The following is a 22387-nucleotide window of genomic DNA, read 5'->3' on the forward strand; positions in this document are numbered from 1 at the left end:
TATAGATAGTTGCATGCACGAATCACCGTTGGACTTGATGGATGGTTTGCCGGATGCTGGAACCATATCCCCTTCGCCCACTTGAGGAGCACCCCCATGTCCACCAGGACATACACCCCCGTCGACGCCACCGGCGCAACCAACGCCCCGACGCGTACCACCCTCACCCATACCCCAAGCCCGGCCCGGGACCATGCAGGGTTCTGGTTCATTGCCTTCGCGTTCCTCACCTCGATGGCGTTCTGTGCCGTCCCGGCCCCGCTGTACTCGCTGTACCAGGACCGCGACGGATTCTCCACCTTCATGATCACCATCATCTTCGCCGCCTACGCCCTGGGCGTGATGATCAGCCTCGTGCTCGCCGGACACGTTTCGGACTGGGCGGGGCGCAAGAAGATCCTGATCCTGTCCTTGGTCCTCGAGGTGGTCGCGGCCGCCATGTTCATCGCTGCTCCCTCGCTGTCGGTGCTGCTGCTGGCCCGCTTCATCAGCGGCCTGGGCATGGGCATGCTCACCGCCACCGCCACCGCGCACCTGCACGACCTGCACAAGCGTCACCGCCCCCACGCCTCGAGCCAGCGCTTTGAGATCGTCTCCACCGCCGCCAACATCGGCGGCCTGGGCGTCGGCCCGCTGGTGGCAGGATTCCTGGCCCAGTACGTGGACGCCCCGCTGCGCACGCCCTACATCGTCTTTCTGGTCCTGCTGGTCCTGAGCATCGTAGCCGTCGCCCTGGCACCGGAAACCGTGGACAAGAACGTGGTCCGCCCGGCCTACCGGCCCCAGTTCCCCAGCGCCAACCACGGCGACCCCCGTCGCTACGTGGCAGCCATGGCCGCCGGGTTCGCATCCTTCGCCGTCTTCGGGGTCTTCACCTCCGTGGCCTCCAACTTCGTCAGCGGCGTGCTGAACCAGCCTTCGAAAGCCATTGCAGGGCTTGTGGTGTTCGCCGTCTTCGGATCCGCCGCCGTCGCCCAGACGCTGACCGGCCGCATGTCCCAGGGCGCGAAGCAGGCCCTGGGCCTGCTCGCGCAGGCCATCGGGCTGTTCGCCCTCACCGTCGGCATGCACCTGGCCAGCATGCCGGTCTTCCTCATCGCCGGGATCGTCACCGGGATCGGGGCGGGCGTCCTGTTCAAGTCCGCCGTCGGCACCGTGGCCTCCCAGGCCGTTCCGGCCAGTCGCGGGGCGGCCTTGGCCGGGCTCTTCCTCGTGTCCTACCTCGGCCTCAGCCTTCCGGCGCTGGGCCTGGGCGTGGTCACGCAGTACGTCTCAAGCGTCACCGCCATGACCTGGCTGACCGGCATCCTGCTCGTACTCCTGGCCACCGTCGCGGTGCTGAGCCGGAACCGCGCCAAGGCCTGATGCGCAGGCGGACCGCCACGGGACCCAGAACCGTGGCGGCCCGCGGCGTTCCACTCCTCCGGGCGGACCGTCATGGAGGCCACTGAAACGCCAGCGGCCATCACGTGCCCGAGACGACGCCCGGCCCGCCCCGGTACCTTGGCCGTGGATGCCGGGTGCGCACGTTGAACCCGGAACGGGGAGCCTCGGAGGGTGGCTCGAGGGGACCCGGAGCGATCCTCAACCCGCGGAGCCTCGCCTCCACGACCGACCAAGACGACCACAAACAAAGGACAAGGACAATCATGGAACTCGGCATCTACACCTTCGGCGAGATCAACCAGCATTCGGATGGCTTGGCCACCACGGACGTCACCACGCGCCTGGGCCAGCTGGTCCAGCTCGCCCGAAATGCGGACCAGGGAGGGCTGGACGTAATCGCCCTGGGCGAGCACCACCGCCCGGACTTCACGCTCTCGGCCCCGGAAGTCGTCCTGGGCGCCATGGCCTCGGTGACCAAGCGGATCCGCCTCACCAGCGGAGTCACCGTGCTCTCCAGCCAGGATCCCGTGCGCGTCTACCAGCAGTACGCCACCCTGGACCAGCTCTCCGGTGGCCGGGCCGAAATCGTCGCCGGCCGCGGGGCCTTCACCGAATCCTTCCCCCTCTTCGGCTACGACCTGGACCAGTACAACGAGCTCTTCGACGAAAAACTCCGCATGCTCGTTCAGATCCGCCGCGACGAGGTGGTCACGTGGCAGGGGCGGTATAGGGCCCCGCTGGATCGGGCCAACGTCGTCCCGCGCGCCAAGCAGGAAACCCTTCCCATCTGGGTCGCCATTGGCGGCACCCCGGCCTCGGCCATGCGTGCAGGCTCGCTGGGACTGCCGATGATCATGGGTTTCTTCACCGGCACCGAGCAGTTCATCCCGCGGGTGGAGCTCTACCATCGCGCCGCGGAAGACGCCGGACACGATCCCGCCGAGCTGCGCCTGGGCGCAAGCGGGCACATGTTCATCGGCAAGACCTCGCAGGGCGCCCGCGACTCCTTCTACCCCTACTACGCCGAATACCTGCGCCAGATGGGCATGACCGGCGGCGGCGTATTCCCGCGCCAGGCCTACGACTCATGGATCCAGAACGGCCTTCCCGTGGGCAGCCCCCAACAGGTCATCGAGGAGATCATGAAGCGCGTCGAACTGTTGGGAATCGACCGTTTCCTGGGCCAGATCGATGTCGGCAACCTTCCCTGGAACATGGTCAACGAATCCCTGGAACTGTTCATGACCGAAGTGCTGCCCGTCGTCAAGCGGGAAACCGCTGCCGTGCCTGCACCGCGGGGTGCATGATGGCGGACAAGTTGACGGTGGTCACCGGCGGAAGCCGCGGAATCGGTGCCGCGATCAGCCGCCGGCTGGCCACAGAGGGGCACGATGTCGTGATCACCTATCTTCGGGACAGGGACGCCGCCGAGGAAGTGGCCGCCGACGTCAGGCGCACGGGCCAACGTGCACTGGTCCTGCAGGCCGACACCACCGAGGAACAGTCGGTGGCCGGGCTCTTTGACCAGGCCAGGGCCTTTGGAACCCTGACTGGGTTGGTGAACAACGCCGGCTCGGCCTCCGCGATCGGTGCGCTCGAGGACAACGACCTTCAGCAGATCGGCCGGGATCTCGAGGTGAACCTGTGGGGCGTGATCGCCTGCACCAAGTACGCCATCGGCCCGTTGAGCCAGGGCGGCGGCGGATCCATCGTCAACATCTCCTCGGCGGCCGCCACGCTGGGCGGCGCCGGAACCTATGTCCACTATGCCGCGGCGAAAGCCGCCGTCGAGGCGCTCACCGTTGGCCTTTCAAAGGAGCTCGCGTCGAAAAGCATCAGGGTGAACGCCGTCGCACCCGGGACGGTGTGGACCGACTTCCACCAGGACAGCGAGCGCCCCGCGAAGGCAGCGGCCCTGATCCCGATGGGCCGCGCGGGCAGGCCCGAGGAGATCGCGGGGGCGGTTGCCTGGCTGCTCTCCGACGATGCCGGTTACGCCACGGGCACGACGATCCGGGTCGCCGGCGGGCTGTGACAGTGCCTGGGCCATGGTCGGTTCATTCGCGAAGCGCAGCAGGAATCCTGCGGGGTGTCGCGGTGGCGGATCGGCATGCGCGACGGCGTCACCATGGCCAGCTTTCCCGGAAATCGAACGAGCGATGCAATTTGTCAGTCTACATTGACGCATTGAATATGTCAGTCTAAACTGACGACATGATGGAAGAAGATCTTACCCAGCGCCTTCGCCAGGCGGATCCAGCCACAGGACTTCGCGCGGTCGGCGCCTTGCGGCGGCTTGCCGAACGCGTCGAGGCCACGCACGTTAAGGCAGCTCGAGAGGCCGGCTGGTCATGGGAGCAGATCGGAGACGCACTGGGCGTATCCCGGCAGTCAGTCCACGTTAAGTACGGAAAGAAAGGCGTGACCGATGTTTGAAAGATTTTCCCAAGGCGCGCGGAACGCGGTCGTCCACGCCGTGGCAGAAGCGCAGGGCCGAGGCGACCGCCGAATCGGGACGGATCACCTACTCCTTGGTCTACTTCATGACTCGAGAATCGCCGGAATGCTGGGCGTAAGTCTCGTGGCGGCCCGGGACTCCTCCGAAACCCTCGACTCAACTGCTCTCCGGGCCATCGGTGTCGATCTGCGAGGCGGACAAGCGGGCTGGGCGCCCATCAGCAGGACGAAACGTACGCCGTTCAACTCGGGCGCCAAAGACCTGATGCGGGTTGCCCTGGGCCGTGCGGCAATCGAGCACTCTCGAAGCCTCGAAGCGCGACACCTCCTGAGCACTGTCCTGGACCTCCGCGCACCGGACCCCGCCGCCGTCCTCTTGGCTGAGCTCAAAATCGACCTGCAGGCCGTTCACTCAGCACTGGTAAACCCCGACGCAGCCTGAGGAACCAGTCCCAGCGTGAAGCGCCGATCTATTTGTTGAAGTCGGCGCTGGCGGAAACGGCAAACAGTGCACTTGAGCGGTTCCGTTCCGGGCGTCGCGATGACGACAACTATCGAAGTGAAAGGACCGCTGCTCAGCGGTTAGTTTCACATCCGTCGCTGTCGAATTCTTGGCGGGGAGTGGCGCGATGGGGATCGGCAAATGGGTCGCCCTAGTCTGTGTCGGATTGGCGAGATGACTTTCCGAGACAATCTGCAGCGCGGAAACCGGCTCAATCACTTCGCCTGGGATAGCCACGCTGTGGCGTCTTGGAAACCTTAGGATAATGAGGCGCACAAGATCCCTGACGGGATCGGGTCCTGAAGGCGTTCCGGGTTGCGGGACGTTGGCCGCCGCCCCCCATTGTCCGTCCCACCGGGGTTATGTCACGTCAGTTCGGTTAAGTCGACTCATGGACACCGGAACCCTGGTCAATTTCTTGTTGGTTCTCTTCTTTATGCTGTTGGGAGGCGTCTTCGCCGGTACGGAAATGGCGTTGATCTCCCTCCGGGAGAGCCAGATCCGCCAGATCGAAAAGGCAGGAAAACGCGGCGCCAGAATCGCCGTGTTGGCCCGGAACCCCAACCGCTTCCTCTCAACCGTCCAGATCGGAGTGACGCTATCGGGGTTTTTCTCGGCCGCCTACGGCGCCTCCACGATTGCCCCTGACATCGAACCCCTCCTGGAAGGCGCGGGTTTGGGATCAGCGGCTGAACCGGTGTCCTTTATCGGCATGACCTTGCTGGTGGCCCACCTTTCCCTGGTGCTGGGCGAGCTGGTGCCCAAGAGGCTGGCCATGCAGTCCGCTGCTAGTTTCACCAAGGTCCTGGCCCCGCCGTTGAACATCCTTTCGGAAATCATGCGGCCCGTCATCTGGCTGCTGTCCGTCTCAACCAACGCGCTGGTCAGGCTGTTTGGCGGTGATCCCCACGCACAACAGGAGAGCGTCAGCTTCGAGGAACTCCGGGTCATGGTTGCCGAGAGCGACATGCTCGGGGAACACCGCCGCAGCATCCTGGCCGACGTGTTCGGGGCCGGGGACCGTTCGCTGCAGGAGGCCATGCGTCCCCGCACCGAGGTGACGTTCATCGATGGAAATCTGGGAGTCGCGGCGGCACTGAGCAGGGTCAGGAACGGCCCGCATTCACGATATCCCGTGATTGACGGGAGCCGGGATGATGTCCTTGGTTTCATCCACATCCGTGACCTGATGCCCCGGGACGAGAAGCCCGACGAGCGGATGGTGAAGGACATTGTTCGTGAGATTCTTCCGCTGCCGGGAACGAACAAGGTGCTGCCTTCACTGTCCCGGATGCGCCGGCTGGGCCAGCACATAGCGCTGGTGGTGGACGAGTATGGGGGAACGGACGGTATCGTCACCCTGGAAGACCTGGTCGAGGAACTGGTCGGTGAGATCTATGACGAGTACGACACCGGGGCCGAGCACGAGGACCGGATCAGCGTGGGCAATGGGTCGCTCGTCGTCGATGGCGGCCTGATCCTGCAGGAGTTTGAGTCAGCATCCGGCATAGCGCTGCCGGACGGGCGTTATGAGACGGTCGCCGGGTTTGTCATCGATCGCCTGGGCCGCCTGGCCCGTGCAGGGGACCGGGTGGAGGCATCGGGCCACGTGTTGACGGTCACCACCATGGACCGGCTGCGCATTGCCCGGATCCGGGTGACGCCGGTGAACGGGCGGCCGGAGCAATTGTGAGCGGTCCATGGCACAGGGCAGAGCGCTCTTGGGTCAGAACATCATGAGGATGAATCCAGCAACGGTGCACAGGATTCCGGTCCCCGTGAGTATCCAGCCGATGAGCAGGACAGGGTTGTCGTTTTGGGGCGGTCCCAGCGCCCATCGGTCGGGGTGACATTGGTCGTAGTGGAGCTCAATTCGGGTGCCGGCATCCAATCCCAGGGTCTCTGCGGGATCGTGCAGGGAGAGGTGCGGTGTGTTTTCACTATCGGACCAGCGGAAGCCCTTGTACCCGCCGGCTTCGAAGACCTCGGCGGTTGTGTTAGTCCACGGGCACCGGCGTTTGGCGACGATCCAGCCCGCGATGACCAGCGGGATGCCGAGGACGAATCCCACCCACGACATCATTTCCAGCATCGGGCCCAAGGCACCTGCGGGTCCGGTCATGCTCCAATCTTATCCGCTGCCAAGTGCAGGCATCGATACCGGCAGCCGCTGCGTTGGAGCACAACGACTGGCCGTGATGATAAGCGCCGGGGTGCCCCGAGTGGGCTTCGCCGGGCTGGACGGACAGCGAACGCTTGCTTCGGCAATCCTCCGGGTGCGGAGCGCGGTACCTGCCACATGGGCTCAGGCCAACTCCAGGGGAGGCGCGGGCGCTTCCGTCCGCGGCCTCTTTCCGTCATGCTGAACTTGGAACGGCGTTTTCCGAGGGATTCCGTGAGTAGGCATGTCTCCGAATGACGCGGCACCCTGGGGCCCCTTGATCGTCGGGGTCATTCCCAAACAACACCCCGAGGTCATCGCGCAGGCTTTGGTGCTTGCTGAGCAGCTTGATCGTGGAATTGTTTTCGCGTACGTGGATCCCAACAGCTACCTGACGGAGTGGAACTTCAAGGAAGACATCACGGACCAGTCGTTGCATCCATGCGACATCGATGAGGACATGACCGCTGATGCCTTGGAAATCCTTGCCGGCATTGAGGCGATCATGGTGGGAAGCACGCCCGCCTGGACTCTACGCATCTTGGCGGGCGAGATCTGGAAGGCCATGGCGCGTCTGGCCTCGGAGACCCACGCTTCAATGATCATCGTGGGAACCCGGGGACCCACCTTCGGGGCGCACGTTTCCCGACTACTCAACGGTGCCACTGCCGCGCATCTCACCGCGCACCAACACCGACCAGTGCTGGTGGTGCCAGGCGTGCCCAAGCCGAAAGGGCGCCGGAGATAGTTTGTGCATGTTTGCACCGTGGACCCACGCGGGGCCGCCGGATACACCGCTTCTTAGCTCGGCCTGGCGATGCTGGCGTCCTACAGAAAGGGTGCGCTTCTTGACGAAGCGCACCTTTTCGTATGTGGTTATGAGCGCATGGATTGATTCAGGTGGCTAGGAAGCTGCGCTCGTGCTGTCCTGCACCTCGCAACCAGTTCCTCGATGATGTCCTCCAGGAACAACACACCGGTGGTGTTCCCCGCCGCATCGAACACCCGGGCCACGTGGGCACCGGTGCGGCGCATGACCGCCAGCGCATCCTCCAGCTCGCCGCCGCTGAATGTGGAGGCCAGCGCGCGGATCCGCTTGGCCGGAACCGCCTCGTCGAGCTTCTGGGGCGTGGTCAGGTCCATGACGTCCTTCAGGTGCAGGTACCCCGAGGGCTCGCCGTGCGCGTCGGTCAGGATGTACCGGGAGTAGCCGTGCTTGGCCACCGCGCGCTGGATATCGGCGGGGGACGAGTCCTGCCCCAGCAACACCAGCTCGCCGATCGGAACCTCGACATCGGAGACCTTCTTGGTGGTGAACTCGAATGCCTTGCTCAGTGTGCCGCTGGCATCGCTGAGAAGTCCGTCGCGGGTCGATTGCTCCACGATGCTCGCCACCTCATCGAGGGTGTAGGCGCTGGTGGCCCCGTCCTTGGGCTCCACCCGGAAGAGGCGCAGGATGGAGTTGGCGATGCCGTTCAGGGTCCAGATCACCGGCTTGACGATGCGGGCCACCATGACCAGCGGCGGGGCCAGGATCAGTGCCGCACGCGTGGGAACGGAGAAGGAGATGTTTTTGGGAACCATCTCGCCGATCACGACATGCAGGAAGGTGACAAGCAGCAGCGCCGCGATGAAGGCGATGATGCCGATGGCCTCCGCGCTCAGGGAGGTGAAGCCGAGCGGGATCTCCAGCAGGTGGTGGATCGCCGGTTCGGAGACATTCAGGATCACCAGGGAACACACGGTGATGCCCAGCTGGCTGGTGGCCAGCATCAGCGTGGCGTGTTCCATTGCCCAGAGGGTGGTCTTTGCCGCCTTGGATCCGGCCTCGGCCTTCGGCTCGATCTGCGAACGCCGGGCGGAGATGACGGCGAACTCGGCGCCGACAAAGAACGCGTTGATGACCAGCAGCACAACGAGCCAGATGATTCCGGGAAGATATTCACTCATGGGTCAGGTCCTGGGTCATGTTCTCGATGATTTGGTCGTGTTCGCTCTTAGAGGGGTCACCCGGAGTGAATTTCAGGCGTTCGATGTGGGTGCCCAGCACGCGTTGAACGCGCAGGGTTCCCTCGGATAGGGACACTTCGTCGCCGAGTTCGGGGATTCGGTCCAGTCGGTCGGTGACAAAGCCTGCGAGGGTGTCATACTCCTCGCCGTCCGGGACCTTGATCCCGGTGCGGTCCAGCAATTCATCGGGCCGCAGGGAGGCATCGAAGGTCACGGAGCGTCCGGTTTTCACCACGCCGACACGGACCTTGTCGTGTTCGTCCTCGAGTTCCCCGACGATCTCCTCCACGAGGTCCTCGAGGGTGACGATGCCGGCGGTGCCGCCGTGTTCGTCGGAGACGATGGCCACCTGCAGGCCCTGCTGGCGCAGCAGTCCCAGGAGCGATTCAACGCCCATGGATTCGGGGATGCGCAACGGCGCGTGCATCAGGTCGGTGGCGAGCTGTGTTGGGCGTTGTTCCAGGGGAAGCGCAAAGGCCTGCTTGACGTGCAGCACGCCCATGATCTCGTCGCGGTCCCGGCCGATCACCGGGAAGCGGGAGAAGCCGGTCTGGATGGCCAGGGCGATGATGTCCTCGGCGTTGTGCTCCGCATCCACGGCGACCATGCGCACGCGCGGGGTCATGACATCGGCCGCACTGTGTTCGGAGAAGCGCAGCGTGCGGTGCAGCAGCGTGGCGTGGTCCTGGTCAAGGACGCCTTCCAGTGCGGAGCGGCGGACCAGTGAGCTGAGTTCCTCGGCGCTGCGTGCCCCGGAGAGTTCTTCCTTGGGCTCGATGCCGAAGGAACGGATGATCGAGTTGGCGGTGTTGTTGAACAGCAGGATCACGGGTTTGAAGACGGTGGTGAATAGGGCCTGGAAGGGCACCACGATCTTGGCGGTGGCCAACGGCAGGGCGAGGGCGAAGTTCTTGGGGACCAGTTCGCCGATGATCATGGAGAAGACGGTGGCGAGGAAGATGCCGATCACCGCGCCGATGCCCGGCACGATCGATTCCGGAACCCCGGCGCCCAGCAATGGCCCGCGCAGCAGCGAACTGATCGCCGGTTCGAAGGTGTATCCGGTGAGCAGCGTGGTCAGCGTAATGCCTAGTTGGGCGCTGGAGAGGTGGGTCGAGGTGATCTTCAGGGCCTTGATGGTGGGGCCCAGGCGTCTTTCACCGCGCGCGGCGCGGGCTTCAAGGTCGTTGCGGTCCAGATTAACCAGCGCGAATTCGGAGGCAACGAACAACCCGGTGCCAACGGTGAGGATCAGGCCAATGCCGATCATGATCCATTCATACATTGGGGCGCCCCTCTCCGGTGGGTATCGGAGTCAATCCGGCAGATAGGGAGAAGGGCCAGGGCATATGTGAAGGGGGGTCATCCATAGTACGAACAACTATACGAGGGCCAAAAGGCAGGCGAGCGCGTTTCCTTCCCGTGAAAGCTCCCAAATTCCCGTGAACCTTTCCGCAACGGCGGACCTGCCCCGTGAGGCCACCCGGCAGGAGGTCGCGGTGAAATCGGGCGTGGGTGCAGCGGCCGTTCCCGCACGCCAAGGGAGCCCCGAAACCGGATAACCTCCCACCCCCGCCGGCATTCCCGGCGCCCTTCCGTGCGCCGGGAACGTGCCCCTTCCGGCGTCGGAATCATGGGTGGTGCTTCGGCGGCACGCCGGTTCACCGACCCTTCAAGGTGTTATAGTCTGCGTATGAATGCGGAGAAGAAGATATGTGGCGTTGATCCCTTGTCGGGATTCGTTGACCTCGCGGCCGAGGTCTTCGGCATCCTCTCGGATTCGACGCGGATCAGGATCGTCCTGGCCCTGCGCCGCACGGGCGAGCTCCCGGTCAACGCCATCGCCGACGAGGTGGGGAAAAGCCCGTCCGGGGTCTCCCAGCATCTGGCGCGGCTGCGCATGGCCCGCATGGTCACCACGCGCCAAGACGGAACGAAAGTTCTCTACCGCCTGGCCGACGAACACACACCCTTGCTCGTGAGCGAGGCCATCAAGCAGGGCGAACATTCCCTGGCCAACGGGCAGATGCCGCCCCACCACGATGTTCCCCAGGGCTAAGCCCTCCCGCCAGTCAGTTCAACGTTAGGTCGGCCCATGCTCGCCGTTCTCCGCAATACCGTTTACGCCAAGCTCTTCGGCGCACAGATCATCGCCCTGCTGGGCACGGGGTTGCTCACCATTGCCCTGGGCCTGCTGGCCTTCGATCTTGCCGGGGGGAATGCCGGGATCGTCATGGGCACGGCCATGACGATCAAGATGGTCGCCTACGTGGCCGTCGCCCCGCTGATCAGCGCACTTCTGGCCCACGTGCCGCGCAAGCGGCTGCTGGTCAGCTCCGATGTCGTGCGTGCCGCCGTGGCCCTCTGCCTGCCCTTTGTCACCGAGGCGTGGCAGATCTACGTGCTGATCTTCCTCCTGCAGTCAGCGTCGGCGACCTTCACCCCCGCGTTCCAGGCGCTCATCCCCTCGGTCCTGCCCGAGGAACGCGGATACACCCGCGCACTGTCCCTCTCGCGGCTCGCGTACGACCTGGAGTCGCTGGTCAGCCCCATGCTGGCGGCGGCGCTGCTGACGGTTTTGAGCTACCACAACCTCTTTTCGGGAACCGTGGTGGGATTCATCGGATCGGCACTCCTGGTGGCCCTGACCCGGATACCGGTCACGGAACCGCCGACAAGTGTGGGATTCATCGACCGTCTCACCAGCGGTGTCCGGGCCTTCTGGGTGCGCCGGGCATTCAGGGGCCTGATGGCCCTGAACCTGGTCGTGGCCACCACCACGGCGATGGTCATCGTCAACACCGTCGTCCTGGTCAAGGCGGACCTCGCACGTTCCCAGGCCGACGTCGCCATCATGTTGGCGGCCAACGGGGCGGGATCCATGATCGTGGCCCTGAACATTCCCCGGCTGCTGGACCGCTTCCCGGATCGCAGGGTCATGTTCTGTGGTGCCGCAGCCCTGCCCGTGGCACTGTTGGCTGGTGCCGCGGTTCTGCAGTGGGGAACCGGGCAGGCGCAGTGGTTCGCGCTGATCGGGATCTGGTTCGTCATCGGGGCGGCGACCTCCACGATCCTCACCCCGTCTTCGCGCCTGTTGCAGCGCAACAGCACCGAGCAAACCAGGCCGGGGATCTTCGCCGCCCACTTCTCCCTCTCGCACGCCTGCTTCCTGCTCACCTACCCCCTGGCGGGAACGCTCGGGGCGGTGTTCGGCTTGCCGGCAACGGCCGTCGCGCTGGTGGCCATCGGGACCCTCGGGGCGATCCTTGCGTTCGCCACCTGGCGCACACCGCCCGGAACGGTGCAGCCTTCCCCCGGAGCCACGCTTCCCGGCATCCGGGAAGGGCGCTAAGAAGGGGTCATTCCTGAATGACCGTCGTCACGGGGCAGGCGTCCAGGACAAGACCCGGGGTCCGTCGAGGGCATCGCGTCAACACCAGACCTGGGCGTGGTGGCGCCCGGTGGACCGTCAGGGAAGGCTCAGCCCCGGGATGTATGGTGCAGGGGGAGCTGGTTTCCGGTGGAGACCGAGTGCTCCGCCTGTCGAACCGCTTCGCGGATCACCCGTGGGGGGTGGTGGTCGATGAGCTTGTACAGCACTTTCGTTCCGTCTTGGCGCGTGGTCACCATGCGGGCCATGCGCAGCCGCGCCAGATGCTGGGATACGCCCGAGGGCGACTTCTCGACAAGTTTCGCCAAATCACCCACCGAAAGCTCCTCGCCGTGCTCGAGCGCGAACACTATCCGGATTCGCGTGGGGTCCGAGAGCAGGCCCAGGACCTCGCCGGCCAGCTCGATGAACTCCGGTTCGACCGGCGGGGTTGTTTCAACATTGTCCGCGTTCATACTCATATAATGTCATAGGCGTCGGTTCCCAGGAACTCCGACGCGCTTACTTGCCGCCGTGGACTGCCCCCCACCCGCAGACAGGACCTGACGCTTCGTGAATACGCAAACGCCAACGCCCACCATTTCACCCCCGGTCGCTCCGCCCCAACGATCCATTGCCTTGGATGTTGCCCGGGCGTTCGCGGTAATCGGGATGATCGCAGTGAACGTCGGTCCCCAGCAAGCGGACGACCTGCTCGGACGGCTCTTCATGCTCCCATTCGGCCGGGCCTCCCTGCTCTTCGTGTTCCTGGCCGGAATCGGCCTTGGGATGTTGACGCACCCCGCCAAGCAACGCCCCTGGCGTGAACAGTGGACCACGCTGGTGTGGAGGGCGCTGCTCCTGCTGGTGGCAGGGCTGGCGTTGCAACCCATCAACCACGGGGTCAGCGTCATCCTGGCCGTGTACGGGGTGCTGTTCCTCGTGGCAATACCGCTCACCCGGCTTCGCACCTCGATTCTCGCCCTCGCCACAGGGGCCCTCATGATCGTTGCGCCCCTGGCCTGGATGGGCGCGCTGGTCCTGCGCGGCGAGGCCTTCCGCGGAACCCCGATCCTGGTCTCCGGCAACCCGCTGGCCATCCTGGACGGAATCGTGATGACCGGTCCCTACCCGGCACTGGTCTGGCTCGTTCCGCTTCTGGCAGGGCTGACCCTCAGCCGGCTGGACCTGCGCAATCGTCGGCTACAGCTCTCCCTTCTGGTCGGGGGGATGGCCGCCACGGTCGGCGGGGTCGCCCTGTCTCGCCTGCTGGCCATGACGACGGGAATCGATCCGACAGACGGCGGCTTTGCACGGCTTCTGGCCAGCTATGACCATTCCCAGGCGCCCTTGTGGCTGCTCTCGGGCATTGGGTCCGCCGCCGCCCTCGTGGGGCTTCTGCTGTTGGTCGAACCGTGGCTGGCCCGCCACGCCCGTCCGCTGATCCACCTGGGACGGCTCTCCCTGACGATGTATGTCATGCACCTGGTGCTGCTGGCGATCTTCGTTCGGCCCGACCCACACACCACCCTCGAGGGCATCGCCTTCGCCGCACTCATCTCTACCTTCTGCATCATCTGCGCGCACCTGTGGGTTCCGCGCCGCGGGCAGGGGCCCCTGGAACGCCTACTCAGACTCCCGGTCCGCCTTGCCCGCCGCACCGCCACCATCTAGTCAGGACACCATGGACGACCACACCCACCCGCTGCGGGCCAGGGACAACCCCCTGGCCCGAGCCATCGGCATCGCAGTGGCTTCGCTGCTGTTCCTTCTCGGCCTGGGCATCCCGGGGGCGCACGCAGTTGAACGACCGGCCAGCGGATCCCACACCTTCACGGTGAAGGGCTCTTCCCTCGAAGACCAAACGAGTCCCACGGCCCCCAACGGGTCGCCCCGGGAACCCAAATCCAGCGCGGAAGCAACCGACCCGACCGAACCGGGCGAGCTGACCGAGCCGGGTTCCGATGACGGGCATCGCTTCCTCTCACCCGGGCTTCTCGGGCTGGCCGGGCTCGTGGCAGCGACCGCGCTCGTAGGCACGTTCCTCATGATCCGCACGCGGCGCCGATCACGAACCAACCAGGAGACCGAACGATGAACCAAGAGCCTCTCACCCCTTCTCACCGGCCGGACTTCACCGACCCACGGAAGACCCTGAAGTTGCGCCGGACCGTCATCGGGTTTCTGTCCGCCGTTGCGTTGCTGACGGGTTGCTCAAGCCAGCCCCTCACCGAGGCGATGTCCGTCCCCGGCCCGGCGTCCGAGACCCCGGGAACGCCCCCTTCCGTGACGGCGCCACCGGGCACCGCGCTGAGCCAGGAAGGTGTCGCCGCGGGCCATCCCGAGGCGGTGGCGGTCGGGATGGATATCCTGGCCAAGGGCGGCAACGCCGCCGATGCCGCCATTGCCACGGCCTTTGCCGTGTCGGTGGTGGAACCGCACGCCTCGGGCATCGGTGGAGGCGGTGTCACGCTCATCGCCGAGCCGGAGAAGGAGGTTGCGGCCTTCGATTACCGCGAGGTCGTGGCCAAGAACGGGAAGATCCCTGAATCCGGAACCGGTGTGCCCGGGTTCGTCGACGGCATGGCGACACTGCATGTAAAATACGGCTCGATGCCGTGGGAAGAATTGCTGCAGCCCGCCGAGGATCTTGCCCGCGAGGGGTTCGAGATCACCAAGTTCCTGGGCGAACGGATGAACGACGGGATCGGGTCGCAGATTGTTTCAGAACACCGGCAGTTCCGTACCAAGGACGGCAGCCGCGTCCTGCGAGAAGGGGAAACCCTCAAGCAAGCCGAGCTGGCACAAACCATCCAGACGATTGCCGAGGGCGGACGCGACGAATTCTATGAGGGTTCGATCTCCGATGAGTTGACACAGGTCAAGGGCCTGGACGCCGCAACGCTTGCCGACTATCAGACCGAGAAGTTCGAACCCGTCCGCGGGGACGTGGGCGACTACACGGTGGTCACCGCGCCGCCCGCGCTTCCCGGGGCCGGATTGATCCAGATGCTCCAGCAAGCCGAAGGCGCCGGCATAGCCTCCGACACCCCCGGGTCCGCACCCTACGTGGACAAACTCATGGCGGCATGGTCAAACGCGAGCGACACCGTCACGGAGAATTTCGGTGACCAGCGCTTCGTCGACGTTGACCTTTCCAAGGTCCTTGACCGCGAACAAAACCTCAAGATCGGCAGCAAACTGGATGCCCAGGCAACCAAGGATTCCCCGGCCGGGGACATCGACCCGGGAAACACGACCCACCTGAACGTCGTGGATCGCGACGGCATGGCCGTGTCGATGACGAACACGATCACCAGCTTCTGGGGAGGGACCAAGAGCGATGTCGTCGGGGGCTTCTTCCTGAACAACCAGCTCAGCAGGTTCGAGACCGTCGATTCGGCCAAGAACCGCCCGGAGCCCGGCCGGAAATCCGTCACCTGGTCCAACCCCGCCATGGTCCTGGACGAGCAAGGCCGCGTGGTGATGGGGATCGGCACCCCCGGGGGCCAACAAATCCCCAACATCCTGGCCTCCGTGCTGGTTCCCGTCTTGCTGCAGGGCCAACCCGTCCAGGACGCGGTCGACGGGCCTCGCTTCCACCTGCAAGGAGGCATCCTCGCCGTGGAAGGGAAAGCCGGCACGACCCTAAAGGCCCTGGCCCGATCCAATGGATGGACCCTGCGGGAGACCACGCGAGCGGACGGCATCTTCGGATCCATCCAGGCGCTCTGGGTTGAGCACGACACCGGAACCATCGACGGGGCGACCGATGCGCGCCGGGACGGCGACCACGACGTCGCCGACACCGACCACTAGGCCCCCCGAGACCTGCAACGCCACCTTGCGTTCCCCTAATCCGACAAGGTAGCGACCAAGACGACTACGAACATCCAGGGCGCAAACAGCAACACCCTCGCACCATCCAAGCAGGAGATTCAACGATGAAAAATGCCAGAATGGAGACGGCGGCCACGGATGGCCGAAGTCTGGCGGCTAGCATTCCCGGCCATGGCAGCTTCACCGTGACCGAGGAAGCGTTGACGATGATCACCGTGTTCGGCGGGCGACTGCATTGCTACCAGGCAGACGGCGGCTGCCGAAAGCAAGGCCTATATTTCTCACGGACAGTACCGAAGAAAGTTCTTCAATGCTTGGTCAGCGGCCCGCGATCCGGTACAACTTCCTCCGATGGGTCGACCGGGCAGGACAACGAAGAAGTCATGATCAGTGTCAGCCGCGAACTTGCGCCCAAACTCGACGGCGCGGTCTTGGATTTCGGGTCCTACAACAAGATGCAACGTTTCCTCTGGCTGGCCATGCCCGCTGTTAAGGGACCGGCCTGTACATGCCGGCGCTCCGTCGGCCCACCGGCAGGAAAAAACTCTCCCTGTCTTGACGACCAGGGGATAGGACTAAGCGACCTCTAGCCAGCGAAACCCGACGACTGCCTGGGTGCCGTGCTATCAATCGTGAATTGCAGAGGATCTCATAAATGGATCGTTAGGGAGTCCCCGCGGATCACCGAGGGACCTCTTCCATGTCCCGCAATCCAGGGCCCAAAGATTCCGAGCAAACGGATGTCAGGAAGATTCTTCCGATAAATGGGATTTCCGAAGTCGTCTTCACTGCCTAACTGCGTCCGTAAGCGGAAGGCCTATTCCGGAAATTCCTGCACGGGGGGATGATCGAAACCGGGTGTCCCTGGGGTCAATTGGAAGCGGTAGGTCTTGGCGGTCTCTGCGTCCTTGGTGGTGTGCTCGTGCACGGGCGTCCAGCCTAGCCCTTCGTAGAAGCGGCCGGCCCCGACGGGGCCGGCCTTGGTCACCAGTTCGGCCAGGGGAGCCCCTGCTTCCGCGGCCCGATCGAGGAAATGTTCCACCAGTTGTCCACCAATGCCGTGGTGCCGGGATGCCGGGTCCACCACAACAGCGGTGATGACGGCGATGCGGGGCACGGTCGCCGTCATCGGTCCGGTTGCAGGAGCCGTCGCGGTGACCGGCCGTTTGAGCAGTCGGCGAAGGTAGGATCTTCCACGGGTGCGCATGAACCCCAGGCACAGCCGGGGTCGTACAGCCAGCGCGAGAACGCCCTGGAGCTCCAGCCGCGTGCGGTGCCATTGCAGAACGTCATCGACATGCCTTAGCTGGTCACTGGAGCCGAACAGGAAACCCAGCGGCACCGGTCCGTCCGGTCCCTGGGCTTCGGCAATGAAGGCGAACCCCCAGAGGGCGTCGAGGAAGGTCGCGTGCCAGTGCCGGACGAACCTGGGCCCCAGTCGGGGAAAGAGTCCGTCGCGCAGGAACCGGCATTGCCAGTGGGACGTTAGGGGGAGGTCGGCGGAGGTGGCGGGGCGTATCGCGACGTCTGCATGTGTGGGTTTTGGCATGGTGTTTTCCCGGGGGTGGGGGCGGAAACCGAGGGGGATCATTTGCCGTCCGTGCTGAAGGTTTGTCCGCCGTCGGTGGAGCGTTCGATGCCGGTGGGCGTGGCAACCCAGATCTGCGGGCGCTCGTCCGGGACGGCGGCGGCGAGGGCGGAGGGCTGGCCGGTGAGCGCTCCGGTGGCCCGCCAGGTCCGACCGGCGTCCGAGCTCAGCTGCACGGCCCCGTTCGGTGCGATGCCGATGACCGTAGAAGCGGTGGCAAAGGCCGTCATCAGCAGGACAGGTCCTTCCGAGGGCGCGGTCCAGGTTTTCCCGCCATCGGTGGAACGGTGCATGCCTGCCTCCGTGGTGGCCAGCACGACATCGCCGGTCGGTGTCCCTGACAGGTGATAGGGGTCGAAGCCTCCGTCGCGGGTGGTCCAGTTTTCCAGGTCCGTGGTGGTCTTCAGGGTTCCGTCAAATCCGATGATTCCGCTGCGGGTGACCGCCAGGGCGTGGAAATCGGAGACGCCGCCCAGGGAGAGCTGTTGCCAGGTTTCCCCTCCGTCCTGGGAGCGGAGCAGTCCTGCGGGTTCGGGCAGGCCGGTGTCCGGCGCCGGGTGGCCGGAGGCGTAGTAGTGGTCATTGCCGGCGGGTGCGAAGCCCATCAGGTCGATGGCGGGGCCAATCTTTTCCGGGGTTCCGGAGCCGAGGCCAAAGAGCCCGTCGTGGGTGGCCAGCATGACCTCTCCGGTGTCGGAATCGACGGCCATGCCGTGGATGTGGGCGAAGGGTTGGGCCGGTGCGGCGGGTTGCGGGCCCTGGGGGGATGCGGGGGTGCACGAAGTCAGGAGCAACACCAATGCAGCGGCGGCGGCCACGCGGCCCCTGGTGTGGGCAGCAAAAAAGGAAGGACGGATCATGAGGGAGTCTCCAAAACAGGAAAAAGGGGGGCGATGACGAGGGTGCTGCGGGGCGCATCGTGCGCCCCGCAGCCAGATGGCGCGGTGCCTTTAGAGGCCGGCCAGCAGGTCCTTCATCGTCTCGATTTCCCCGCCCTGGTCCTGGGCCATTTTTTCCGCCTGGGCGACGGCGTCCGGGTTGGACCCCTTGGCGGCTTCTTCCTCGGCCATCGTGACGGCACCCTCGTGGTGCTTGATCATTTGGGTCAAAAAGAGCCTGGCGGCCTCGGTTCCCTGGGCGGCTTCCAGGGCTGCCATGTCGTCTTCGGTCATCATGCCCTCCATGCCGTGGTCCCCGGACATGGTGGCCGGCTCACCCCAGGCACTGAGCCAGCCGGTCATGGTCTTGATTTCCGGTCCCTGGGCGGCCTTGATATCTTCGGCCAGGTCGGTGACCGCCGGGTCGATGCCGTCCTTGGCGAGCATCACCTCGCTCATCTCCACGGCTTGCTCGTGGTGCGGGATCATCATCTGGGCGAACATCGCATCGGCACTGTTGGGGTCTGCCGCCGCGGGGGTTTGGGCGGACGGGGAGGCGGACATGGTGCCGTGGTCCATGCCGGGAGTGGTGGTGGTGGTGTCCGTTCCGGTGTCGGTGGCGCAGCCGGTCAGTGCCAGGGCGGCTGCAAGAGCGGTCGCCGAAATAAGGGTCAGGCGTTTCATGGGGGTTTTCCTTCACAAGTCGTTCGAATGCTGTCGATCGGCCCGCAGGGGTGCGGCCGCGCGAAAACTGGCCCGCACCAATGTGGCGGGGGCCAAGGTTTTACGTGCGGCTGATGGACAGTTCGATCAGTGAAGGAGGGGGTGGGAGGTAATCGGTGGCGCCGGTGACCGGCGGCGGGCCGCGCAGGCCCAGGTCACCGGGGAGCACCAGGAGCACCGGGAGGAAAAGCCAGGAGATGCCGCCGGCCACCGGCGCCAGGTCGCAGCCCGCTGCCTGCGGCATGTCGCCGCAGCAGCTGAGGCATTCCGTCTCCGCCCCGGCCGTCGCCGGGGAGGACACCGACGAATCGTGGGTGTGGTCCGCGGGACCGGCATGGTGGTGGCCCCCGCCGGCCGCGGGAGCCGCCACCGGGGATCCTGCCATGGATGTTCCGGCGTGGGCGCCGGTGATGGTGTGCATCCCCATCAGGCTCAGGATGAGCAGGACCAGCCCCACAAGGGCCGGTAGCGGGAGGAAAGGCGCGGCGCGATGACGCAGCGGTTTTCCGATGCCCATGTCTCCCGCCTTTCGCTCGATTGTCTGCCCTCCAGCTTACCGGGGCGTTCCGGGGTCCGGCGTCCCGGCTTGGCGGATGGTGGCCTAGTGGTTGGTGGTCGGGTCGAGCCTGAGCCTGAGCCGGAGCAGAAGCTGCGCGTTCAGGGCAACCACAATGGTGGAAACGGACATCAGGATCGCGGCCAGTGCCGGGGAGATGGCGACTCCGGCAAAGGCTAGGGGAGAAGCCTCGCGGGCATCACCGGGTTGCAGATGAGGGCGCAGCCGTTTGTGCCGTCTCGCCTTTACTCCCATAAAACGATCGGCTTATAGGACATGGCAATTGCCCAACGACGCTCCGATGATGCGCGAAACAAAGTTGGCAGTCACATCATGAGCCAAGGAAAGAAGTGACATCTGGCCCGGATGGTGCATGCACGCCCGCGGCTGCCGCGGGCACTCTTTTCATCTCCGCAAGGACTTTCAATAAATGCGGATATTCTCATCCAATGCATAAATTTCGCAAACTGGAACTTCTGGAGGAACAGATAGTGGCGGCCAGGGAAGGGAACCCGCCAAATTTCAAGGGCTGGCGGAAAAAACCGATGTTGTCCTTCGCTCGGTACTGGGGGAAGGCAGCGCCCTTCATCGGCGTTTTAGGAACGTGCGCTACACGCCGGTGGTCATCACCGGCAGCACCGATTTCAGCGCCTCTCGGCAGAGCGGGGTGAGGCGTGCGGTGGCCATCTTGAATGCTGCAAAGAAGGAGGTGGAACTCGCCTCCGAAATCCAGAATGCACCTGCCGAAACGGCGGAGGATGCTTAGAGGACGAGCAACCGCCAAACCGCGCTGAGACAAAGCCGCCATTCCGAGCTAGCAATCACGCCGGTGTGGCTGGGCGGCGCCGGATGCAGGCAGTTGGCCGGCCCCTAAATCGCAGGCAACCCAAACCATCCCGAGGCAATGAAGTAGGGGTAACCATACCCCCAACTATCCCGGTCTTAACGCGTACCCCGTTTAATCCTCGCGCTCCACATCGTTTACCCCTCGATGATCCCGCCAACGATGTCCGCAGTAGTCGCTTAGGGTTCAAAATGTGCAGGTCCGTGCGACTGGGCAAAACGGGCGGACATCTCCAGGGCGAGGGCATGTAGCTTCTGGTTCCGGTTGTTCGATGCCTTGCGCAGGACCTCGAACGCCTCTGCCGCCGTGCAGCGGTTCTGGGCCATCAGGATGCCGCGTGCCAGGTCAATGGGAGTCCTATATTCCAAGGCGGCGGCCAGATCCTCCGACCTCAATTCGGCATCGGCGATCCTCAGGGCCAGGGACAACGCCCGCCGGCATTCATCCGTGAAACCCATGGCGTCCAGGGTGATGCCATCGCTGAAGACACCGGTTTCGGCAGCAAAAAATTCAGCGTGGCAGCTGCCCTGGGTCCCAGATCCAGCGGAATCCCCAGCACTCCGGCGAAGCCCTGTGCCTTCAGCTCACGCCCGTACCCCGGCCAGCGGGAATCCGAGGCGTCCTCCAGTATCACCGGCAACCCGGTACGCAGCGCGTGGAGGCAAGGTCCCTCGTCCCAGAGTTGTTCCACGCCATCAAGGAGTATCACCCGATCATCGCTTCCGGCCATTGCCGCCGGCAGCTTGCTCCGATGCAGAACCAGCGAACACTCAACCCTCGATCCGGCGACCCGTGTTAATCCCGTGGCTGCCAGAGCGGCCATGCCCTCCAGAAGGCCCTGGAGGTCTTCCATTTCGGACACCAGATCACATAGTTCCCCCAAAACGTCCATCATTCTCAACGCGCCCATGACACTGAACATATGGCAGTGGTCCCCGGTGCACAACAATCGTCCCGACCCCTCTTCGGGAAAGGTTTATGCCACCACCGCGCCTATTCATCGGCACGACACCCGCATGCGTGGAGCGGCGTGGGCCACCTGCCCGGCGAACAAGTCCGCGCCGGGCCTCCGGTGTTGCTTCCCTTGCCCGTCGTTATGGCGGTCGTGCAGCTGCCTGAGAATGTTGCCGGAGGATGCAGGGATTGGATTCGCAGGACAGATTCCTCGACGCGCGTCCGGGCTTCGGGGATCCTGATTTTCTCCGAGGTATACCGGATGACGAGAGGTGCGGTCCCGTCGATATGTCCTTGGCCTCATGCGGCAGCGATGGCGAGCAAGGCAGCGATCCGGGGGTCCGGTTTCAGCCCACCCCCAATCCGCGTGCCCGGGCCGTTGCCACCGTGGGCTTCGCCAAATACTGTGGGTACTCCCGGCGACCACCGAGAAACGTTTCATACCGTGGGGGATTGTTCCTGTTTTCATCTATCGAAGGAGGACCCCATGGGTCTCGATGACAAGATTGGCAACAAAGCGCAGGAAGCCGCCGGGAAGGCGAAGGAAAAGGCCGGAGAGGCCACCGACAATGAAAAGCTGCAGGCCGAGGGGGCCGCGGACCAGAGTGTCGCCAAGGCCAAGCCGGCCGGAGAACACCTCAAGGACGCGACCAAGGACGTCACCGGCCAGTAGCCCCACCGCAGGGGCTTGTGACATATGCTCCCGCACGAAGATCCGGGTCTTCCAGATCTCTGCTTGCGGGGAACTTTCCCATTCCCGCTGCTATTGGGCATTGATGTTGCGGCACTGAACGCTTCAACCAATGCAACGGAGAACATTGAAGCACACGTGTTTGCGAGCCGCGTCATCAAGGCGATTCAATCATCTGATGTCATTTTCGGAGGTCGACTGCGGTGAATATCCAGTGCCCTAGGCGCAGCGCTTGACCGCCCGCGAGGGGCAACTATCCACTCTCACGTGAACGTCTGGCTAGAGAGAAGAACCGTTCGACTAGTGTCCTGCGCCTGAAGTTCGCTTCAGAAGTCGGCCCAGTGACTCGAGGATCTGTTCGGCGGACTTCGTCCAGATGAACGGCCGCGGGTTTTCGTTCCAGGCCTTGACCCAGGCCCGGATGTCG

General features: G+C 64.5%; 24 protein-coding genes and 2 pseudogenes. 16 read left to right on the forward strand and 10 right to left on the reverse strand.

Translation table 11 applies throughout. The features are described 5' to 3' along the window. Positions 1–96: 96 nt before the first annotated feature. The 7 genes and pseudogenes from ACLQ7E_RS10020 to ACLQ7E_RS10050 all read left to right on the forward strand — a co-directional run bounded on the left by ACLQ7E_RS10020 (position 97) and on the right by ACLQ7E_RS10050 (position 6038). Positions 97–1365: an MFS transporter gene (locus ACLQ7E_RS10020; protein WP_411732438.1), complete on the forward strand. Its 1269-nt coding sequence runs from the start codon at positions 97–99 to the stop codon at positions 1363–1365. Between the two features lie 284 nt (positions 1366–1649). Continuing rightward, a complete protein-coding gene (locus ACLQ7E_RS10025) occupies positions 1650–2693 on the forward strand; it encodes an LLM class flavin-dependent oxidoreductase (protein WP_411732439.1) in 1044 nt (347 codons plus the stop codon). Continuing rightward, entirely contained in the window at positions 2690–3421 is a 732-nt protein-coding gene (locus tag ACLQ7E_RS10030) for an SDR family NAD(P)-dependent oxidoreductase (RefSeq protein ID WP_411732440.1), read from the forward strand. The genes ACLQ7E_RS10025 and ACLQ7E_RS10030 overlap by 4 nt, the downstream gene beginning before the upstream one ends. 179 nt (positions 3422–3600) lie before the next feature. Then, positions 3601–3822 carry a helix-turn-helix domain-containing protein gene (locus ACLQ7E_RS10035; protein WP_411732441.1) on the forward strand — a complete coding sequence of 74 codons (222 nt, stop codon included), beginning with the start codon at positions 3601–3603 and terminating at the stop codon, positions 3820–3822. Continuing rightward, positions 3815–3937, forward strand: a pseudogene (locus ACLQ7E_RS10040) (Clp protease N-terminal domain-containing protein); the annotation flags it as partial. The gene ACLQ7E_RS10035 and the pseudogene ACLQ7E_RS10040, both read left to right, overlap by 8 nt. Positions 3938–3949: 12 nt before the next feature. Beyond that, complete coding sequence (locus ACLQ7E_RS10045; RefSeq protein ID WP_411732463.1) at positions 3950–4285, forward strand: hypothetical protein; 336 nt, start codon at positions 3950–3952, stop codon at positions 4283–4285. A 451-nt stretch (positions 4286–4736) separates the two neighbouring features. Further along, positions 4737–6038 carry a hemolysin family protein gene (locus ACLQ7E_RS10050; protein WP_411732442.1) on the forward strand — a complete coding sequence of 434 codons (1302 nt, stop codon included), beginning with the start codon at positions 4737–4739 and terminating at the stop codon, positions 6036–6038. Positions 6039–6071: 33 nt separating this feature from the next. Here ACLQ7E_RS10050 and ACLQ7E_RS10055 read toward each other — a convergent pair whose 3' ends face one another. Next, a complete protein-coding gene (locus ACLQ7E_RS10055; RefSeq protein WP_411732443.1) occupies positions 6072–6467 on the reverse strand; it encodes a hypothetical protein in 396 nt (131 codons plus the stop codon). A 283-nt stretch (positions 6468–6750) separates the two neighbouring features. Between ACLQ7E_RS10055 and ACLQ7E_RS10060 the strand changes: the two genes are divergently transcribed. Continuing rightward, positions 6751–7254, forward strand: coding sequence for a universal stress protein (locus ACLQ7E_RS10060; RefSeq protein ID WP_411732444.1), 504 nt, complete (start codon positions 6751–6753; stop codon positions 7252–7254). 156 nt (positions 7255–7410) lie between these two features. Here the strand turns inward: ACLQ7E_RS10060 and ACLQ7E_RS10065 are convergent. Together ACLQ7E_RS10065 and ACLQ7E_RS10070 are read right to left on the reverse strand one after the other, a co-directional pair. After that, positions 7411–8456 (reverse strand): annotated as a pseudogene (locus ACLQ7E_RS10065) (hemolysin family protein). After that, the gene (locus ACLQ7E_RS10070; protein ID WP_411732445.1) at positions 8449–9801 is read right to left on the reverse strand and encodes a hemolysin family protein; all 1353 of its coding nucleotides are present in this window, start codon (positions 9799–9801) and stop codon (positions 8449–8451) included. Before ACLQ7E_RS10070 ends, ACLQ7E_RS10065 begins: the two are co-directional and overlap by 8 nt. A gap of 408 nt (positions 9802–10209) precedes the next feature. Here ACLQ7E_RS10070 and ACLQ7E_RS10075 point away from each other — a divergent pair, with 408 nt between their 5' ends. After that, entirely contained in the window at positions 10210–10575 is a 366-nt protein-coding gene (locus ACLQ7E_RS10075; protein ID WP_411732446.1) for an ArsR/SmtB family transcription factor, read from the forward strand. 36 nt (positions 10576–10611) lie between these two features. Beyond that, complete coding sequence (locus ACLQ7E_RS10080; RefSeq protein WP_411732447.1) at positions 10612–11868, forward strand: MFS transporter; 1257 nt, start codon at positions 10612–10614, stop codon at positions 11866–11868. Between the two features lie 128 nt (positions 11869–11996). On the opposite strand, the gene ACLQ7E_RS10085 is transcribed toward ACLQ7E_RS10080, so the two are convergent. Next, positions 11997–12368, reverse strand: a complete 372-nt coding sequence (locus tag ACLQ7E_RS10085; RefSeq protein ID WP_411732448.1) for an ArsR/SmtB family transcription factor — start codon at positions 12366–12368, stop codon at positions 11997–11999. 91 nt (positions 12369–12459) lie between these two features. On the opposite strand from ACLQ7E_RS10085, the gene ACLQ7E_RS10090 reads away from it, so the two are divergent. From ACLQ7E_RS10090 to ACLQ7E_RS10105, 4 genes are all read left to right on the forward strand, one after another. Continuing rightward, positions 12460–13560 (forward strand): DUF418 domain-containing protein, encoded by a 1101-nt coding sequence (locus tag ACLQ7E_RS10090; RefSeq protein ID WP_411732449.1) that lies wholly within the window; start codon positions 12460–12462, stop codon positions 13558–13560. A gap of 10 nt (positions 13561–13570) precedes the next feature. Continuing rightward, a complete protein-coding gene (locus tag ACLQ7E_RS10095; RefSeq protein ID WP_411732450.1) occupies positions 13571–13984 on the forward strand; it encodes a hypothetical protein in 414 nt (137 codons plus the stop codon). After that, complete coding sequence (locus ACLQ7E_RS10100; RefSeq protein ID WP_411732451.1) at positions 13981–15705, forward strand: gamma-glutamyltransferase family protein; 1725 nt, start codon at positions 13981–13983, stop codon at positions 15703–15705. The genes ACLQ7E_RS10095 and ACLQ7E_RS10100 overlap by 4 nt, the downstream gene beginning before the upstream one ends. A gap of 125 nt (positions 15706–15830) precedes the next feature. Next, entirely contained in the window at positions 15831–16316 is a 486-nt protein-coding gene (locus tag ACLQ7E_RS10105) for a peptidase (protein WP_411732452.1), read from the forward strand. A gap of 227 nt (positions 16317–16543) precedes the next feature. Here ACLQ7E_RS10105 and ACLQ7E_RS10110 read toward each other — a convergent pair whose 3' ends face one another. From ACLQ7E_RS10110 to ACLQ7E_RS10130, 5 genes are all read right to left on the reverse strand, one after another. Next, entirely contained in the window at positions 16544–17275 is a 732-nt protein-coding gene (locus ACLQ7E_RS10110; RefSeq protein ID WP_411732453.1) for a GNAT family N-acetyltransferase, read from the reverse strand. Positions 17276–17313: 38 nt separating this feature from the next. After that, positions 17314–18174 (reverse strand): F510_1955 family glycosylhydrolase, encoded by an 861-nt coding sequence (locus ACLQ7E_RS10115; protein WP_411732454.1) that lies wholly within the window; start codon positions 18172–18174, stop codon positions 17314–17316. Between the two features lie 90 nt (positions 18175–18264). After that, positions 18265–18876: a DUF305 domain-containing protein gene (locus tag ACLQ7E_RS10120; RefSeq protein WP_411732455.1), complete on the reverse strand. Its 612-nt coding sequence runs from the start codon at positions 18874–18876 to the stop codon at positions 18265–18267. Positions 18877–18976: 100 nt separating this feature from the next. Then, positions 18977–19432 (reverse strand): hypothetical protein, encoded by a 456-nt coding sequence (locus ACLQ7E_RS10125; RefSeq protein ID WP_411732456.1) that lies wholly within the window; start codon positions 19430–19432, stop codon positions 18977–18979. An 84-nt stretch (positions 19433–19516) separates the two neighbouring features. Continuing rightward, positions 19517–19726: a hypothetical protein gene (locus tag ACLQ7E_RS10130; RefSeq protein ID WP_411732464.1), complete on the reverse strand. Its 210-nt coding sequence runs from the start codon at positions 19724–19726 to the stop codon at positions 19517–19519. A gap of 349 nt (positions 19727–20075) precedes the next feature. Here ACLQ7E_RS10130 and ACLQ7E_RS10135 point away from each other — a divergent pair, with 349 nt between their 5' ends. Continuing rightward, a complete protein-coding gene (locus ACLQ7E_RS10135) occupies positions 20076–20237 on the forward strand; it encodes a hypothetical protein (protein ID WP_411732457.1) in 162 nt (53 codons plus the stop codon). 257 nt (positions 20238–20494) lie between these two features. On the opposite strand, the gene ACLQ7E_RS10140 is transcribed toward ACLQ7E_RS10135, so the two are convergent. Beyond that, entirely contained in the window at positions 20495–20773 is a 279-nt protein-coding gene (locus ACLQ7E_RS10140; protein ID WP_411732458.1) for an ANTAR domain-containing protein, read from the reverse strand. Between the two features lie 983 nt (positions 20774–21756). On the opposite strand from ACLQ7E_RS10140, the gene ACLQ7E_RS10145 reads away from it, so the two are divergent. Next, complete coding sequence (locus ACLQ7E_RS10145; RefSeq protein ID WP_411732459.1) at positions 21757–21942, forward strand: CsbD family protein; 186 nt, start codon at positions 21757–21759, stop codon at positions 21940–21942. Positions 21943–22387: the final 445 nt, after the last annotated feature.

Origin of the sequence: Paeniglutamicibacter sp. (assembly GCF_046714615.1) — a bacterium.
In the GTDB taxonomy this organism is placed as follows: domain Bacteria; phylum Actinomycetota; class Actinomycetes; order Actinomycetales; family Micrococcaceae; genus Paeniglutamicibacter.

Coding starts and splice junctions, on each gene's coding strand:
- ACLQ7E_RS10050 (WP_411732442.1), top strand. CDS start 4,737: ATGGACACCGGAACCCTGGTCAATTTCTTGTTGGTTCTCTTCTTTATG.
- ACLQ7E_RS10125 (WP_411732456.1), bottom strand. CDS start 19,432: ATGGGCATCGGAAAACCGCTGCGTCATCGCGCCGCGCCTTTCCTCCCG.
- ACLQ7E_RS10070 (WP_411732445.1), bottom strand. CDS start 9,801: ATGTATGAATGGATCATGATCGGCATTGGCCTGATCCTCACCGTTGGC.
- ACLQ7E_RS10045 (WP_411732463.1), top strand. CDS start 3,950: ATGCTGGGCGTAAGTCTCGTGGCGGCCCGGGACTCCTCCGAAACCCTC.
- ACLQ7E_RS10020 (WP_411732438.1), top strand. CDS start 97: ATGTCCACCAGGACATACACCCCCGTCGACGCCACCGGCGCAACCAAC.
- ACLQ7E_RS10030 (WP_411732440.1), top strand. CDS start 2,690: ATGATGGCGGACAAGTTGACGGTGGTCACCGGCGGAAGCCGCGGAATC.
- ACLQ7E_RS10095 (WP_411732450.1), top strand. CDS start 13,571: ATGGACGACCACACCCACCCGCTGCGGGCCAGGGACAACCCCCTGGCC.
- ACLQ7E_RS10085 (WP_411732448.1), bottom strand. CDS start 12,368: ATGAGTATGAACGCGGACAATGTTGAAACAACCCCGCCGGTCGAACCG.
- ACLQ7E_RS10080 (WP_411732447.1), top strand. CDS start 10,612: ATGCTCGCCGTTCTCCGCAATACCGTTTACGCCAAGCTCTTCGGCGCA.
- ACLQ7E_RS10115 (WP_411732454.1), bottom strand. CDS start 18,174: ATGATCCGTCCTTCCTTTTTTGCTGCCCACACCAGGGGCCGCGTGGCC.
- ACLQ7E_RS10035 (WP_411732441.1), top strand. CDS start 3,601: ATGATGGAAGAAGATCTTACCCAGCGCCTTCGCCAGGCGGATCCAGCC.
- ACLQ7E_RS10025 (WP_411732439.1), top strand. CDS start 1,650: ATGGAACTCGGCATCTACACCTTCGGCGAGATCAACCAGCATTCGGAT.
- ACLQ7E_RS10105 (WP_411732452.1), top strand. CDS start 15,831: ATGAAAAATGCCAGAATGGAGACGGCGGCCACGGATGGCCGAAGTCTG.
- ACLQ7E_RS10130 (WP_411732464.1), bottom strand. CDS start 19,726: ATGGGAGTAAAGGCGAGACGGCACAAACGGCTGCGCCCTCATCTGCAA.
- ACLQ7E_RS10100 (WP_411732451.1), top strand. CDS start 13,981: ATGAACCAAGAGCCTCTCACCCCTTCTCACCGGCCGGACTTCACCGAC.
- ACLQ7E_RS10075 (WP_411732446.1), top strand. CDS start 10,210: ATGAATGCGGAGAAGAAGATATGTGGCGTTGATCCCTTGTCGGGATTC.
- ACLQ7E_RS10110 (WP_411732453.1), bottom strand. CDS start 17,275: ATGCCAAAACCCACACATGCAGACGTCGCGATACGCCCCGCCACCTCC.
- ACLQ7E_RS10120 (WP_411732455.1), bottom strand. CDS start 18,876: ATGAAACGCCTGACCCTTATTTCGGCGACCGCTCTTGCAGCCGCCCTG.
- ACLQ7E_RS10060 (WP_411732444.1), top strand. CDS start 6,751: ATGTCTCCGAATGACGCGGCACCCTGGGGCCCCTTGATCGTCGGGGTC.
- ACLQ7E_RS10055 (WP_411732443.1), bottom strand. CDS start 6,467: ATGACCGGACCCGCAGGTGCCTTGGGCCCGATGCTGGAAATGATGTCG.
- ACLQ7E_RS10145 (WP_411732459.1), top strand. CDS start 21,757: ATGGGTCTCGATGACAAGATTGGCAACAAAGCGCAGGAAGCCGCCGGG.
- ACLQ7E_RS10140 (WP_411732458.1), bottom strand. CDS start 20,773: ATGGGTTTCACGGATGAATGCCGGCGGGCGTTGTCCCTGGCCCTGAGG.